General features: G+C 72.6%; 14 protein-coding genes. 5 read left to right on the top strand and 9 right to left on the bottom strand.

Going from position 1 to position 12,384, the window contains the following annotated elements:
* Positions 1 to 987 (bottom strand): zinc-dependent alcohol dehydrogenase family protein (locus ABZW11_RS43780; RefSeq protein ID WP_355431634.1); only part of this gene is annotated, 987 nt, incomplete at its 3' end.
* A gap of 120 nt (positions 988 to 1,107) precedes the next feature.
* On the bottom strand, positions 1,108 to 1,482 hold the full coding sequence (locus tag ABZW11_RS43775; RefSeq protein ID WP_355431631.1) for a helix-turn-helix domain-containing protein: 375 nt from the start codon (positions 1,480 to 1,482) through the stop codon (positions 1,108 to 1,110).
* Between the two features lie 160 nt (positions 1,483 to 1,642).
* Between ABZW11_RS43775 and ABZW11_RS43770 the strand changes: the two genes are divergently transcribed.
* Positions 1,643 to 2,602 (top strand): NADP-dependent oxidoreductase, encoded by a 960-nt coding sequence (locus tag ABZW11_RS43770; protein ID WP_355431628.1) that lies wholly within the window; start codon positions 1,643 to 1,645, stop codon positions 2,600 to 2,602.
* A 150-nt stretch (positions 2,603 to 2,752) separates the two neighbouring features.
* The gene (locus ABZW11_RS43765) at positions 2,753 to 3,520 is read left to right on the top strand and encodes a glucose 1-dehydrogenase (RefSeq protein WP_355431625.1); all 768 of its coding nucleotides are present in this window, start codon (positions 2,753 to 2,755) and stop codon (positions 3,518 to 3,520) included.
* Between the two features lie 155 nt (positions 3,521 to 3,675).
* Here ABZW11_RS43765 and ABZW11_RS43760 read toward each other — a convergent pair whose 3' ends face one another.
* Together ABZW11_RS43760 and ABZW11_RS43755 are read right to left on the bottom strand one after the other, a co-directional pair.
* Positions 3,676 to 4,395 carry a VOC family protein gene (locus ABZW11_RS43760; protein WP_355431622.1) on the bottom strand — a complete coding sequence of 240 codons (720 nt, stop codon included), beginning with the start codon at positions 4,393 to 4,395 and terminating at the stop codon, positions 3,676 to 3,678.
* A gap of 105 nt (positions 4,396 to 4,500) precedes the next feature.
* Positions 4,501 to 5,082 carry a TetR/AcrR family transcriptional regulator gene (locus tag ABZW11_RS43755; RefSeq protein WP_355431619.1) on the bottom strand — a complete coding sequence of 194 codons (582 nt, stop codon included), beginning with the start codon at positions 5,080 to 5,082 and terminating at the stop codon, positions 4,501 to 4,503.
* A 104-nt stretch (positions 5,083 to 5,186) separates the two neighbouring features.
* Between ABZW11_RS43755 and ABZW11_RS43750 the strand changes: the two genes are divergently transcribed.
* Positions 5,187 to 5,864 carry an FAD-dependent monooxygenase gene (locus ABZW11_RS43750; RefSeq protein ID WP_355431616.1) on the top strand — a complete coding sequence of 226 codons (678 nt, stop codon included), beginning with the start codon at positions 5,187 to 5,189 and terminating at the stop codon, positions 5,862 to 5,864.
* Here the strand turns inward: ABZW11_RS43750 and ABZW11_RS43745 are convergent.
* Together ABZW11_RS43745 and ABZW11_RS43740 are read right to left on the bottom strand one after the other, a co-directional pair.
* The gene (locus ABZW11_RS43745) at positions 5,851 to 7,215 is read right to left on the bottom strand and encodes an APC family permease (RefSeq protein ID WP_355431613.1); all 1,365 of its coding nucleotides are present in this window, start codon (positions 7,213 to 7,215) and stop codon (positions 5,851 to 5,853) included. The two genes, ABZW11_RS43750 and ABZW11_RS43745, sit on opposite strands and share 14 nt — an antisense overlap.
* A 2-nt stretch (positions 7,216 to 7,217) precedes the next feature.
* Positions 7,218 to 8,096 (bottom strand): carbon-nitrogen hydrolase family protein, encoded by an 879-nt coding sequence (locus ABZW11_RS43740; RefSeq protein WP_355431610.1) that lies wholly within the window; start codon positions 8,094 to 8,096, stop codon positions 7,218 to 7,220.
* An 89-nt stretch (positions 8,097 to 8,185) separates the two neighbouring features.
* On the opposite strand from ABZW11_RS43740, the gene ABZW11_RS43735 reads away from it, so the two are divergent.
* The gene (locus ABZW11_RS43735) at positions 8,186 to 8,905 is read left to right on the top strand and encodes an FCD domain-containing protein (RefSeq protein ID WP_355431607.1); all 720 of its coding nucleotides are present in this window, start codon (positions 8,186 to 8,188) and stop codon (positions 8,903 to 8,905) included.
* Between the two features lies 1 nt (position 8,906).
* Here ABZW11_RS43735 and ABZW11_RS43730 read toward each other — a convergent pair whose 3' ends face one another.
* The 3 genes from ABZW11_RS43730 to ABZW11_RS43720 are packed head-to-tail and all read right to left on the bottom strand — an operon-like array spanning position 8,907 to position 11,681.
* Positions 8,907 to 10,031 (bottom strand): PQQ-dependent sugar dehydrogenase, encoded by a 1,125-nt coding sequence (locus ABZW11_RS43730; protein WP_355431604.1) that lies wholly within the window; start codon positions 10,029 to 10,031, stop codon positions 8,907 to 8,909.
* Positions 10,028 to 10,915, bottom strand: a complete 888-nt coding sequence (locus tag ABZW11_RS43725) for an SDR family oxidoreductase (protein ID WP_355431601.1) — start codon at positions 10,913 to 10,915, stop codon at positions 10,028 to 10,030. The genes ABZW11_RS43730 and ABZW11_RS43725 overlap by 4 nt, the downstream gene beginning before the upstream one ends.
* A 28-nt stretch (positions 10,916 to 10,943) precedes the next feature.
* Positions 10,944 to 11,681, bottom strand: a complete 738-nt coding sequence (locus tag ABZW11_RS43720) for an SDR family oxidoreductase (protein ID WP_355431598.1) — start codon at positions 11,679 to 11,681, stop codon at positions 10,944 to 10,946.
* A gap of 87 nt (positions 11,682 to 11,768) precedes the next feature.
* Here ABZW11_RS43720 and ABZW11_RS43715 point away from each other — a divergent pair, with 87 nt between their 5' ends.
* The gene (locus ABZW11_RS43715; RefSeq protein WP_355431595.1) at positions 11,769 to 12,374 is read left to right on the top strand and encodes a TetR/AcrR family transcriptional regulator C-terminal ligand-binding domain-containing protein; all 606 of its coding nucleotides are present in this window, start codon (positions 11,769 to 11,771) and stop codon (positions 12,372 to 12,374) included.
* The last annotated feature ends 10 nt before the right edge of the window (positions 12,375 to 12,384 follow it).

Raw genomic sequence — 12,384 nt, 5'->3', positions numbered from 1 at the left:
GGTGACGACGATCTTGCCGAACTGGATGTTCGACTCCATGTGCTGATGTGCCTGCACGATCCGCTCCAGAGGGAACACCCGGTCCACCACCGGCCGGAACGCTCCGGCCCGCAGCCCTGAAGTGATGAACGCGGCCGCGCGGCGTAGCCGTTCCTGATCCTTGGCGACCTCGAGCATCGTGTACGTGCGCAGGTTGAGCGCCGGCATGCCCAGCTCGAACCCCGGGTACGGAGTCGGCTGCCCGCTCAGCGCACCCCACAGGAACAGGGTGCCGCCCGCCGCCACGGCCCGCGCCAGATCCACGACGCCGGGACCGGCGACCGCGTCGAAGACGTACTCGGCGCCCTTGCCGCCGGTCAGCTCCAGTACGCGCGCGGTCACGTCCTCCTCGTCGGAGACGATGACCTCGGCGGCGCCCTCCTCGGCCAGCTGCCGGGCCTTGGCGCGGGTGCGGGTGACGGCGAACGGCCGCGCGCCCAGCCGGTCCGCGGTGTGGATGGCGGCCAGGCCGACGCTGCTCGACGCCGCGTTGATCACCGCCACGTCCCCCGCCCGCATGCGGGCCACCTCGGCCATCGCGCCGTACGCGGTCAGGTACGGCATCCAGACGGCGGCCCCGGAAACCGCGTCCACCTGCTCGGGACGAGGCACCAGCGACGTCACGGGCACGACGGCCCGCTCGGCATAGACCCCATAGTCGTTCTGCGAGAAGTTGGGGATCACGCTGACCCGCTGCCCGGACGCGAATTCGCTCACCCCCGGGCCGACCGCCTCGATCACACCCGCGGCCTCGTTACCGAGCCTGCCCGGCAGCCGCTTGACCGGCTCGATGTACTGCCCGCTGCGAAACAACGCCTCAGCCCGGTTGACGCCGATCGCTTCGACCCGCACCCGCACCTCACCGACGCCAGGCTCCCCCGGCTCCTCATCCTCCAGCCGCATCACCTCGGGCCCGCCGAGCTCGTGAAAGCGCACCGTCCGTGCCATGCCATCCCCCATGTGTACGATCGCCATCGAACATTCGATGCCGATCATATCCCCCGCACGCAGAGCCCCCGCACGCCACCGCCGCCACCGGTGAGGCGCGGCGGAAGTTGCGGGTTCAGCTCATTTCGCGGCGAAGGATGCCCTGGCCTCCACGATGCCGGCCGCGTTCTCCTCCGCCCAGCCGGCCAGGTCGCGGACGATCTGCAGGAGGCTGCTCCCGCGCGGGGTCAGGGCGTAGTCGACCCGCGGCGGCTTGGTGGCATGGACGGTCCGCGAGACCAGGCCGTCGCGTTCGAGCCCTTGCAGAGTGGCGCTGAGCATGCGCTTGGTGATGGGCTCGCTCAGCCGGCTCAGCTCGTTGAATCGCCGCGTGCCGTCGCCCAGCTGGCAGATGACCACTACGGACCACTTGTCGCCGATGCGTTCGAGCACGTCGCGGATCAGGGCGCGGCGGGCCTGCTCGTCCAGCTCGACCTCGGCAGTGGGTGGTGACATGGAAGGCAGTATACGTCAGATACCTGGTTTCGACAGGCAGTTGGTTCTCCTGGTGATACCAGGGCAGGTCAAAGTGCCTACTTGTGGCCGTACAAGGAGGGATGCGAGGGTGTCGGTGACGGACTAGGTATACGACAAGAACCACCAAGGAGCTGGGACTTTGCAAGCGATCGGCCTATACGAGTACGGCGGCCCTGAAGTCCTGCGCGTCCTCGACCTACCGGAACGGCACGCCGGCCCCGGCGAGGTACGGGTACGCGTACACGCCGCCGCCGTGAACCCCTCCGACACGCTGCTGCGCGCCGGCGTCAGCGCCCCGTTCCTCGAGGGGGCACCGCCCCCGTGGGTGCCCGGCATGGACGCCGCCGGCGTGATCGACGAGATCGGCCCCGGCGCGGACACCGACCTGACCGTGGGCGAGGCGGTGATGGCGATGGTCATCCCGATCGGAACGGCCGCCGGCGGCTACGCCGAGCAGGTCGTCCTGCCGGCCGCCCGGGTCGTCCGCGCTCCGGCCGGCATCGATCACGCGGCGGCCTCGACGTTGCCCATGAACAGCCTCACCGCGCTCCTGGCGCGCGACCTGCTGGCGCTCCCCCCGGGCTCGGTGCTGGCGGTGACGGGAGCCGCCGGAATGCTCGGCGGCTACCTCGTGCAGCTCGCCAGGCACGCGGGGCTGACCGTGGTGGCCGACGCCGCGCCCACCGACGAGGATCTCGTGCGCTCGCTCGGCGCGCACGTGGTCGTGCCCAGAGGCACCGACGTCGCCGACCACATCCTGGCCGCATTCCCTGACGGAGTGTCGGCGGTCGCGGACACGGCACTCATAGGTCCCGTGCTGCTGGACGCCGTACGCGACGGCGGCACCTACGCGCGTTTCCGCAGCCCGGGCGAGCCCGGATTCAAGCACGTCGAGAGCGTCCGCGACATCAGGATCGCCGCCGTGTTCGTCCCCGAGTACACGAACCGCCCGGACAAACTGCACGAAATCCTCCACCTAGCCGAGGCAGGCGTCCTGACCCCGCGCGTCGCCGCGACCCTGCCCGCCGCCGAGGCCCCCGAGGCCCACCGTCTGCTCGCCAAGGGCGGAATACGCGGCCGCCTGGTCCTCACCTTCTGACCACGCCGCCGACCGGCCACGCCAACCGACCACGCCAACCGGCCACGCCAACCGGCCGGGTCTCGTGAGCGACCGGCCCCACCTCCTCACCACCGGCTCCCCTCACCTTCCCGAACCCCTTGGATTTCTCACTCATCACCAGGAGTCATCGTGTTCACACGTTTCACCGACAAAGTCATCCTCATCACCGGCGCCACCTCCGGCATGGGCCGTGCCACGGCCGAGCGGCTGGCGGCGGAAGGCGCCAAGGTGGTGCTGGCCGCGCGGGGCAAGGAGGCCGGCGACGAGGTGGTGGCCGGCATCCGTGACGCGGGCGGCGAGGCGACGTTCGTCCGTGCCGACGTCACCGTCGAGAGCGAGGGCGCCGAGGTGGTCAGGCAGGCGGTCAGCCGGTACGGCCGGCTCGACGGCGCGTTCAACAACGTCGGCGCCGCCACCGCGATGGGCGAGCTCACCGGCATCGACGCCGGCGCCTGGCAGGCCGAGCTGGCCCTGAACCTCACCACCGTCTTCTACGGCCTCAAGCACCAGATCCCGGCACTGCGCGCGTCCGGGAGCGGCGGAGCCATCGTGAACAATGCCTCCGTCGCGGGCGCGAGCGGTCAGCCCGGTATGGCCGCCTACAGCGCCGCCAAGCACGGCGTGATCGGCCTCACCCGGTCGGCCGCGCTTGAGACGGCGACGGCGGGCATCCGCATCAACGCCCTGGTCACCGGCGGCGTCGACACGCCTCTGACCCGATCGAACCTGGGCCCCAGCCCCGAGGAGTCGCTGCGGGCGGCCGCCGCCATGCACCCGGTCGGCCGGATCGCCCAGCCGGAGGAGGTGGCAGCGCTGGCGGCGTTCCTCCTGAGCGACGAGGCCGCGTTCATCACGGGCGCCGCGCTCGCGATCGACGGCGGCATGACCGCCCGCTGAATCGCCCCGGCTCACCAAGCCGGCGACACGCAGCGCAACAGCCGGCCGGCCACCGGCGCAACACGCAACGCCCCGGCCGGCTCACCACAGCAGGACGCAGAACACACCCGCCGGACCAGCTCGCCGCCACAAGAGACTGAACTCCCCCGCCGAACTCACTGGGGCAGGACGCAGAATTCGTTGCCGTCCGGGTCGGCGAGGACGGCCCACTCCACATCGCCCTGACCGATGTCGATGCGGGTCGCGCCCAAGGCGAGCAGGCGCTCGATCTCCGCCCCCTGGTCCCCGCCGGCGGGTGGGGCGAGGTCGAAGTGGAGGCGGTTCTTGCCCTTCTTGGGGGCGATGGGCGGGCCGCCCCAGGTGATCTTGGGGCCGCCGTGCGGGGAGCGGATCGCCGTCTCCTCGTTCTGGTCCCACACCAGCGGCCACTCCAAAGCCGCGCTCCAGAAGTAGCCGACCTCCTGGGAGCCGTCGCACGACAGCGCCCCGATGAAGCCGCACTCGGCCAGGAACTTGTTGCCGAACTCGATGACGCAGAACTCGTTGCCCTCGGGGTCGGCGAGCACCACGTGGTCCTCGTCGGGGCCCTGGCCGATGTCGATGTGCCGGCCGCCGAGCGCCAGGGCCCTGTCGACGGTGGCCTGCTGGGCGTCGGGGGAGGCGCTGGTGAGGTCGAAGTGGATCTGGTTCTGGCCGATCTTCTCCGCCTCGGCCGGCTGGAACCGGATGCGGAAGCCGGTGTCGTCGGGCGGCGACAACGCCACGCCGCCGCGCGGGTCGTCGGCGCTCTCCCAGCGCAGCACGCCGGCCCAGAAGCGGGCGAGGGCGGCGGGGTCGTGTGCGTCCCAGCTGAGTGCGACGAGCTGTGCCGTCATCCGGCGGCTCCCCTCCTGCAGGTTCGAACGGGCAGGCCGACGGCCTCCCGGCACGGAACGCAGCCACCCTAGCCCGCGCGGCGACCGCCGTACCAACGATTAAATTCACCCGCCCAGCAGGGGCAGCCACACCACGTCGACGATCTCGACGATCTTCTCGTACGGCACCGGCCGCATCGTCATGAACAGGTCGTGGCGCAGCAGATCGAGCGGCAGATTGACGACGCGGGACGGCCGCGGCACGTCGGGCAGCTCGCCCCGGGCGACGGCGCGGCCCACGATCGTCTCGAACGGGGCGGGCCTGCCGGACTCCAGGAGCGAGTCGCGCAGGCGCGACAGGCTGCTGCCGGTCTCGTGGAAGTAGCCGCCGAGCTGCACGCTCATCAGCGTGATCATGCCGCTCCTGTCGGCGTCGGCGTTGCGCAGGAACGCGATGGCGTCGTCGCGCAGGCTGCCGGTGTCGGGGATCTCGATCGGCCGCCAGTAGGTGGTGAGGGTGGCGAGCAGCAGGTCCTCGCGCTGGGGCCAGCGCCGGTAGAGGACGGGACGGCTGGTGCCGGCCCGCGCGGCGACGGCCTCGTAGGTGAAGCCGTGGTAGCCGTGCTCGGCCAGCACGTGCCAGGCGGCGTCGAGGATGGCCTCCTCCAGCCGGGCCCCCCGCCGCCGCGAACCGCTCTCAGGACTCACTTGTGTATCTTATCGCGTCTGCTCTACGGTCTCCCTCGCTAGATACACATGCGCATCCTAAGGAGAGCCCGCCGCCGGAGGGCGCGCCCACGATGCTGCGCCGCATGTCCGGCCGCAGCTACCGGATCGCCGAGCGCTACCGCGCCGGCCGGGTCTTCCTCGCCGGCGACGCCGCGCACGTCAGCCACGGCCCGACCCTGAACCTCGCGCTCCAGGACGCGGCCAACCTGGCATGGAAGCTCGCCGCCGTCGTACGCGGCAGCGCCGGGGACGGCCTGCTCGCAACGTACGAGAGCGAGCGGCGGGCCGGCGCCGAGCGCGTCATCATGCACACCAGGGCGGCGAGCGCGCTGCTGGCGCCCGGCGACGACGTCACCGCGCTGCGCGCCCTGTTCGCCGAGCTGCTGACCGGCGCCGGCGACCTGCGGCTGGTGGCCGGCCTGGTGGCGGGCTCGGACGTCCGCTATGACATGGGCGGCGACCGGCAGGCCGAGCCCACCGGCCGGTTCACGCCGCCGCTCGACGTGACCACCGCCGACGGCCAGGTCAGGCGCCTGGCCGAGCTGCTGCGCGACGCCCGCCCGCTGCTGCTCGACCTGACCGGCGGCACCGCCCTGGCCGCCGTCGCCGAGCCCTGGACCGAGGTACGCCGGGTCGCCGCGACCGCCCCGGGCTCCCCCGCGCCCGCCCTGCTGATCCGCCCCGACGGCTACGTGGCGTGGGCCGGTGACGACCCCGACGGGCTGAAGGCGGCGCTCAGCCGGTGGTTCAGCCCGAGCTGACCGGCGCGGCCTGCTGCTCGGTGAAGTCCAGCTCGGGCGGCGGGACGCGGAACAGCCGGGTCAGGTAGGCGAGATAGACGGCGCCGGCGGCCAGCCAGACCAGCCCGAGCGTGATGGCGTGGCCGTCGAGCTGCGTGAGCAGGTAGAGGTCGATGACCGCGCCGATCGCCGGCGCCACCGCGTACGCGAGCACGCCGAGCCGCCGCCCGGCCCGGCGCTCGCGGACGTAGTGGGCGATCACCGCCACGTTGACGAACACGAACGCGGTGAAGGCGCCGAAGTTGATGAACGACGTCGAGGTGGCCACGTCCATCCTGACCGCGATCAGGCCGACCAGGCCGGTGAGCAGGATGGAGAAGACCGGGGTGCGCAGGCGCGGGTGCAGGTAGCCGAAGACCCGGCGGGGCAGCACGGCGTCGCGGCCCATGGCGTACAGCAGGCGGGTGGTGCTGGCCTGGGCGGCCAGGCCGGAGGTGAACTGGGCCACCACCAGCCCGGCCAGGAAGACCGCGCCGAACAGGCTGCCGCCGATGGTCCGGGCGATCTCCGAGGCCGCCGCGGAGGAGTCGGCGAACGCGCCGCCCGGGTGGACGAGCTGGGTGACGTACGAGACGACGACGAAGATGCCGCCGCCGATGAGCGCGACCAGCAGGATCGCCCGGGGGATCGTGCGGCGCGGCTCGACGGTCTCCTCGGTGAGCGTGGTGACGGCGTCGAAGCCGAGGAAGGAGTACGCGGCGATGGCCGCGCCCGCGGCGACCGTGGACAGGCTCGCGCCCTGGCCGGTGAACGGCGTCAGCTCGAACAGCGCCCCGGGCCCGCTGCCGCCGATGAGGTGCCCGGCGGCGAGCAGCACGAAGAAGCCGAGCACGAGGATCTGGAAGACCATGAGCAGCGAGTTGGCGCGGTCGGCGACCTTGATGCCGGCCATATTGAGCCCGGTGGTGAGCACGACGAACGCGACGATCCACACCGGCGTCGGCACGCCGGGGAACTGCGCCGCCAGATAGGAGCCGCCGATCAGCCAGATGACCATGGGCAGGAAGAAGTAGTCGAGCAGCACGGCCCAGCCGACCAGGAACCCGGCGCGGGCGTCCACGGTGCGGCGGACGTAGGTGTAGGCGGAGCCGGCGACCGGGTAGGCGGCGGCCATCCGGCCGTAGCTGAGCGCGGTGAACAGCATCGCGACCAGCGCCAGCGCGTACGCCGACGGCGCCGCGCCCGCCGTGGTCTCGGCGACGACGCCGAAGATGCCGAGCACGATGAGCGGCGTCAGGTACGCCAGCCCGAACAGGACGACGGACCGCAGGCCGAGCGTACGCCGGAGCGTGGGGTGCGGGGTGGATGGCATGGTCACTCCGGGGGTGCGCCGGCCGGCCTCCACCGGCCGGGGTCGATACGCCCCTGGTAGAGGGGCAGGTCGATGGGCCGGTCGGCGTCGGTGAACTGCGACCAGACGCGGTTGAGCCCGGCGGTGCCGTGGCGGCGGACGCGGGCGACGTCGTCGAGGTCGAGCACGTCGGTCAGCACGGTGGCCGCCTCCCCCGCCTCGGCCCTGACCCGGCCTTCCGGGTCCACCACGAGGCTGCGTCCCGTGCCGGTGGGGGCGGCGGTGTTGACGGAGACCACGTACACCTGATTGACGATCGCGTTGGCGCGGGCCAGCACGAGCTCCTGCGCGCGGTCGGCGGTGGTGGTCATCACCGGGTTGACGATCACCTCGGCGCCCATCCAGGCCAGGTGCCTGGCCACCTCGGGGAACCAGGCGTCGTAGCAGACGGACAGGCCGATGCGGCCGGTGCCCGGCAGGTCGCAGACGACGAAGCGGTCGCCCGGCAGGTACGGCTCGTACGGCCGCCAGGGGAAGACCTTCCGGTAGGAGGCCGTCAGCTCGCCCTCGGGGGAGAGCACCAGCGCGGTGTTGTGCAGCGCGCCGCCGTCGCCGCGTTCGCAGATCGTGCCGGGCAGCAGCCAGACGCCGAGGTCACCGGCCAGCTCGGCCAGCTGCCTGACCAGGGGGCCGTCGAGCGGCTGCGCCGTGGCGGCCAGCTCGGCGTCGCGGTCGGCCGGGCGTACCCGGCTGCCGAACAGGTGCAGCTCCGGAAATATCACCATCCGGGTGCCGGGGAAGCCCGCCAGGACGTCCTCCACGTGCTCGGCGAACCGCGACACGGGCGCGCCCGCGGGCAGCGGCTCGCTCTGCGCGAGCGCGACGGGGAGGGGCCTGGGCATCGTCCACCTGCCTTCTGACCAGCACGTCTGTGCGGTGGTGCCCCAAAATAGCTCATATTGAGCTTTTTAAGCAACGTACGGTGGTGACCATGGACGCCCTGACCGCGCTCAACTCGGAGGCCCTGGAGGGGCTGCGGCGGCTCACCGCGCTCGACACCGTGCGCGCCCGCATCGCCCTGGCCGTCGACCTCGGGCTGCTCAAGCCCGGCGAGCGCCTGCCCCCCGCCGCCGACGTCGCCCGCGCACTCGACGTCGGGGAGATCACCGTACGGCGCGCTCTCACCGCCTTGTGCGAGGAAGGCGTCCTGGTACGCCGCCGCGGCCGCTCGGGCGGCACCATGGTCGCCGACGAGCCGGCCATCGGGAAGGTGGCCGAGACCGCGGCCTACCGCACGGCCGCGGCCGAGGTGCACCGGCTCATCGACCAGCGCCTGCTGCTGGAGTGCGGCCTGGCCCACCTGGCCTCGTCGGCCGTCACCGCCGGGCAGCTGGCCGAGCTGAAGGCCCTGGTCGCCGAGATGGACCAGGCGGCGGGCTGGGCCGACTTCCACACCTGCGACGAACGCTTCCACCTCGCGCTCGCGGCGGCGTCGGGCGTAGAGTCGGCGACGGCGCACTACGGGCCTGTGCTGCGCCGCCTCTACCGCTACTACCTGCCCTATCCCCTGGACTACCTGCGCGAGTCGAACAAGGAGCACGCCGCGCTGGTGACGGCGCTGGAACGGGGCGACGCGGTGGAGGCGGTACGCGTGGCCAGGGCCCACGTGGAGGTCCTGCACCGCACGATGTTCGTCGGCCTGCTCCGCTGAGTCAGCGGCCTTCCTGGACCTCGACCCTGAGCACGCGGTCGTCGCCTGGGCGGGGGTCGGTGCCGCCCCAGGTCGCGCGGTCGGTGTTGGAGGTGACGAGCCACAGGGCGCCGTCGGGGGCGACCTCGACCGTGCGGATGCGGCCGTAGTCGCCGTGGAAGTGGGCGATGGGGTCGGAGGTGGCGGTGCCGGCGGTGACCGGGAGCTGCCACAGGCGCCGGCCGCCGAGCGCGCCGATCCAGAGCGAGCCTTTCGCGTACGCGACGCCCGAGGGGCTGGCGTCGTCGGGGTGGAGGGTGGCGATCGGCGGGACGCCGGTCGAGCCTTCCGTGCCCTCGGTCTCCGGCCAGCCGTAGTCGGCGCCCGCGCGCAGCACGTTCACCTCGTCCCAGGTGCGGTGGCCCAGCTCGGAGGCGTACGCGGTGCCGTCGGGGCCGAACGCGATGCCCTGCACGTTGCGGTGGCCGCTGGAGTAGACGGGTGATCGGGCCGGATTGTCCTCCGGGATGGAGCCGTCGGGTGCGATGCGGAGGATCTTGCCGTTGAGCGAGTCGGGGGTGGCGGCGTTCTCGGGCTCGAACGCGTCGCCCGTCCCGATCCACAGGTGGCCGTCCGGGCCGATCACGAGCCGGCCGCCGTGGTGCCTGTCGGCGGTCTTGATGCCGTCGAGCAGCACCCGGTCCACGCTGAGCGCGTCGTAGCCGGCGGCGATGGTGAGGGCGACGACGCGGTTGGCGTCCCGGCCGGAGACGGAGGCGTAGACGGTGCGGTCGGTGGCGAAGCTCGGTGAGGCGACGATGCCGAGCAGGCCGCCCTCCGAGCCGGCGTGCACGTCCGGCACGACGCCCACCTCGCGGGCCGCGCCGCCGGCGGCGGGGATGCGCAGGATGCGCCCGCTGATGCGCTCCGACACCAGCGCCGAGCCGTCGGGCAGGAACGTCAGGCCCCACGGCGCCTCCAGGCCGGTGGTCAGCTCGGCCAGCTCGCCCAAGGTCGCCACCGGGCCCGCCGGTAAGGTCACCACCAGCCGGGACGGGTCCGCCACCGGAGCGGGTGCGGGCGCCGCCGAACAGGCCCCCGTCACCAGCACCGCGACCACGGCCGCCGCGACGGTCCGGCCCCTCATCGCTTCAGCTCCAGGGTTTCGGCGAAGCCGAGGCGGCGGACGAAGGCTTCGCGGGTGAGGTCGCTGAAGGCCATGACGTGGTCCACCCCGGCCCGTGCGGCGTCCACCACCGAGCGGAACGGGCGGCGGCCGGCGGGCAGGGCGAGGATGCGGCGGATCTCGTCGGCCACGTCCTGCGGGTCGGCGGTCGTCCCCGCCTCGAACAGCAGCTCGTGCGCCTCGTGGGTGCGCTCGACGAGCGGGTCCAGCTCGGCGTACTGGGCGGTCACCTGCTGGTCGCTCGCCCTGGAGGCGTTGGCGAAGTGGCCGGTGCCCCGGGTGATCGCGCCGGGCATGACGATCGAGGTCTCGATGCCGAACTGCGACACCTCGTACGACGTCACCACGGCCAGCGCGTCGAAGGCCGCCTTCGAGGCCACGTACGGGCCGAGGAACGGCGGGGTGGTGACGAGGCTGGTGCTGCTGACGTACACGAGCGTTCCCGAGCGGCGTTCGCGCAGGTGCGGCAGCGCCGCGCGGTTGACCCGCTGCGCCCCGATCGTGTTGACGTCGAACAGGTGGGCGACGTCGTCGTCGGTGAACGCCTCGGCGTACCCGATGAACAGGTGACCGGCGTTGTGCACGACGACGTCCAGCTCGCCCGCCTCGTCCAGCACGGTGCGCACGGCGGTGTCGGCGGAGGTCTGCGAGGTGACGTCGAGGCCGACGACCCGCAGGTCGTGGCCCCGGTCGCGGGCGCGCTTCGTCAGCTCGGCCACGGCGGCGGCGTCGCGGCCCTCGGGGTCGCGCATGGTGGCGTAGACGGTGTGGCCGGCCGCGGCCAGGGTCTCGGCGGTCAGGCGGCCGATGCCGGTGGACGATCCGGTGATGAGCACGACGGACATGGTGGGGCTCCTTTCCGGCGGGCGGGGCTCAGGCGGCGCCGCCGTTGACGTGGAGGACCTGGCCGTTCACCCAGCGGCCTGGCCCGGCGAGGAAGGCGACCACCTCGGCGGCGTCGGCGGGCTCGCCGAGGCGGCCCATCGGGTTGAGCGAGGCGAGGCGGTCGATGGTCTCCTGGCTCTTGCCGGCGAAGAACAGCGGAGTGGCGGTCGGGCCAGGCGCGACCGCGTTGACGGTGATGTCGCGGCCGCGCAACTCGCGGGCGAGGATGAGCGTCATCGCCTCGACGGCGCCCTTCGACGCGGCGTACGCGCCGTAGGTCGGGGTCTGCAGCCGGGTGAGCGAGGAGGACAGGTTGATGATCGCGCCGCCGGCGCGCAGGCGGCGGGCGGCGAGCTGGTCCACCACGAACGTGCCGCGCACGTTGACGCGCTGGATGCGGTCGAAGGTGTCGAGCGAGGTCTCCGCGACGGGCGCGGTGGGCATGATGCCGGCGGCGTGGACGAGCACGTCGATGCCGCCGAACTCGCGTTCGGCGAGGTCGAACACCTCGGCCATCGCGTCCTCGTCGGCGACGTCGCCGGCCGCGACGACGGCCCGGCCGCCGGCGTCCCGCACGGCCTGCGCGGTCTGCTCGGCGCGGTCCTTGCCGCCCGCGTAGTGCACGACGACGGAGAAGCCGTCGGCGGCCAGGCGTTCTGCGCTCGCCCTGCCGATGCCGCCGGACGCGCCGGTGATGAGGGCGACTCGCTGGATCTTGTCGGACATGCTGGATGCCTTCCGCTACGATATGGACTGTTCGTTCATTTCAACCATAACAACGAAATGAACATTTCGTCCATAAGCGAGGTGCCGATGTCCGAGAGCGCAGCCGTACGACGGGGACGGGGCCGCCGGCCCGCCGCCGAGGTGCGCGCCGCCGTGCTGGAGGCGGCGGGACGCATCCTGCTGCGCGACGGCATGCAGGCGGTCACGTTCGAGCGGGTCGCGGCCGAGGCCGGGTCCAGCAAGACGACCCTCTACAAGTGGTGGCCGTCGCCGGGGGCGCTGGCCGCCGAGGCGTACTTCACGCACAGCAGGGCGCTGCTCGACTTCCCCGACACCGGCGACATCCGCGCCGACCTGGTCACGCAGCTCGGCGCGTTCGTGCGGTGGCTGAAGGAGTCGGGCGCCGAGGGCCCGGTGTCGCAGCTCGTCGGGGCCGCCCAGCTCGACGCCGACCTCGCCCGCGCCTGGTCGCAGAGCTACGCCGTCCCCCGGCGCGACCTCGCCGTCGAGCGCCTGCGCATCGCCCAGCGCCAGGGCCAGCTCCGCGCGGACGCCGACCTGCACGTCATCGTCGACCAGCTCTGGGGCGCCTGCTACCACCGGCTGCTGGTGCTCAAGGTCGACTTCGACACCTCGATCGTCGAGCGCCTGGTGGACCACGCCCTCTACGGCGCGGCCCCGCGCACGACATGAAGGACCGCCC

This window comes from Nonomuraea sp. NPDC004580, assembly GCF_040609855.1.
In the GTDB taxonomy this organism is placed as follows: Bacteria; Actinomycetota; Actinomycetes; order Streptosporangiales; family Streptosporangiaceae; genus Nonomuraea; species Nonomuraea salmonea.
This window is presented reverse-complemented; position numbering and strand designations above follow the sequence as displayed.

What these genes read in the sequence shown, in the direction of transcription:
- ABZW11_RS43760 (WP_355431622.1), bottom strand. Translation starts at nt 4,395, where the DNA reads ATGACGGCACAGCTCGTCGCACTCAGCTGGGACGCACACGACCCCGCC.
- ABZW11_RS43730 (WP_355431604.1), bottom strand. Translation starts at nt 10,031, where the DNA reads ATGAGGGGCCGGACCGTCGCGGCGGCCGTGGTCGCGGTGCTGGTGACG.
- ABZW11_RS43740 (WP_355431610.1), bottom strand. Translation starts at nt 8,096, where the DNA reads ATGCCCAGGCCCCTCCCCGTCGCGCTCGCGCAGAGCGAGCCGCTGCCC.
- ABZW11_RS43750 (WP_355431616.1), top strand. Translation starts at nt 5,187, where the DNA reads ATGTCCGGCCGCAGCTACCGGATCGCCGAGCGCTACCGCGCCGGCCGG.
- ABZW11_RS43775 (WP_355431631.1), bottom strand. Translation starts at nt 1,482, where the DNA reads ATGTCACCACCCACTGCCGAGGTCGAGCTGGACGAGCAGGCCCGCCGC.
- ABZW11_RS43745 (WP_355431613.1), bottom strand. Translation starts at nt 7,215, where the DNA reads ATGCCATCCACCCCGCACCCCACGCTCCGGCGTACGCTCGGCCTGCGG.
- ABZW11_RS43735 (WP_355431607.1), top strand. Translation starts at nt 8,186, where the DNA reads ATGGACGCCCTGACCGCGCTCAACTCGGAGGCCCTGGAGGGGCTGCGG.
- ABZW11_RS43720 (WP_355431598.1), bottom strand. Translation starts at nt 11,681, where the DNA reads ATGTCCGACAAGATCCAGCGAGTCGCCCTCATCACCGGCGCGTCCGGC.
- ABZW11_RS43715 (WP_355431595.1), top strand. Translation starts at nt 11,769, where the DNA reads ATGTCCGAGAGCGCAGCCGTACGACGGGGACGGGGCCGCCGGCCCGCC.
- ABZW11_RS43725 (WP_355431601.1), bottom strand. Translation starts at nt 10,915, where the DNA reads ATGTCCGTCGTGCTCATCACCGGATCGTCCACCGGCATCGGCCGCCTG.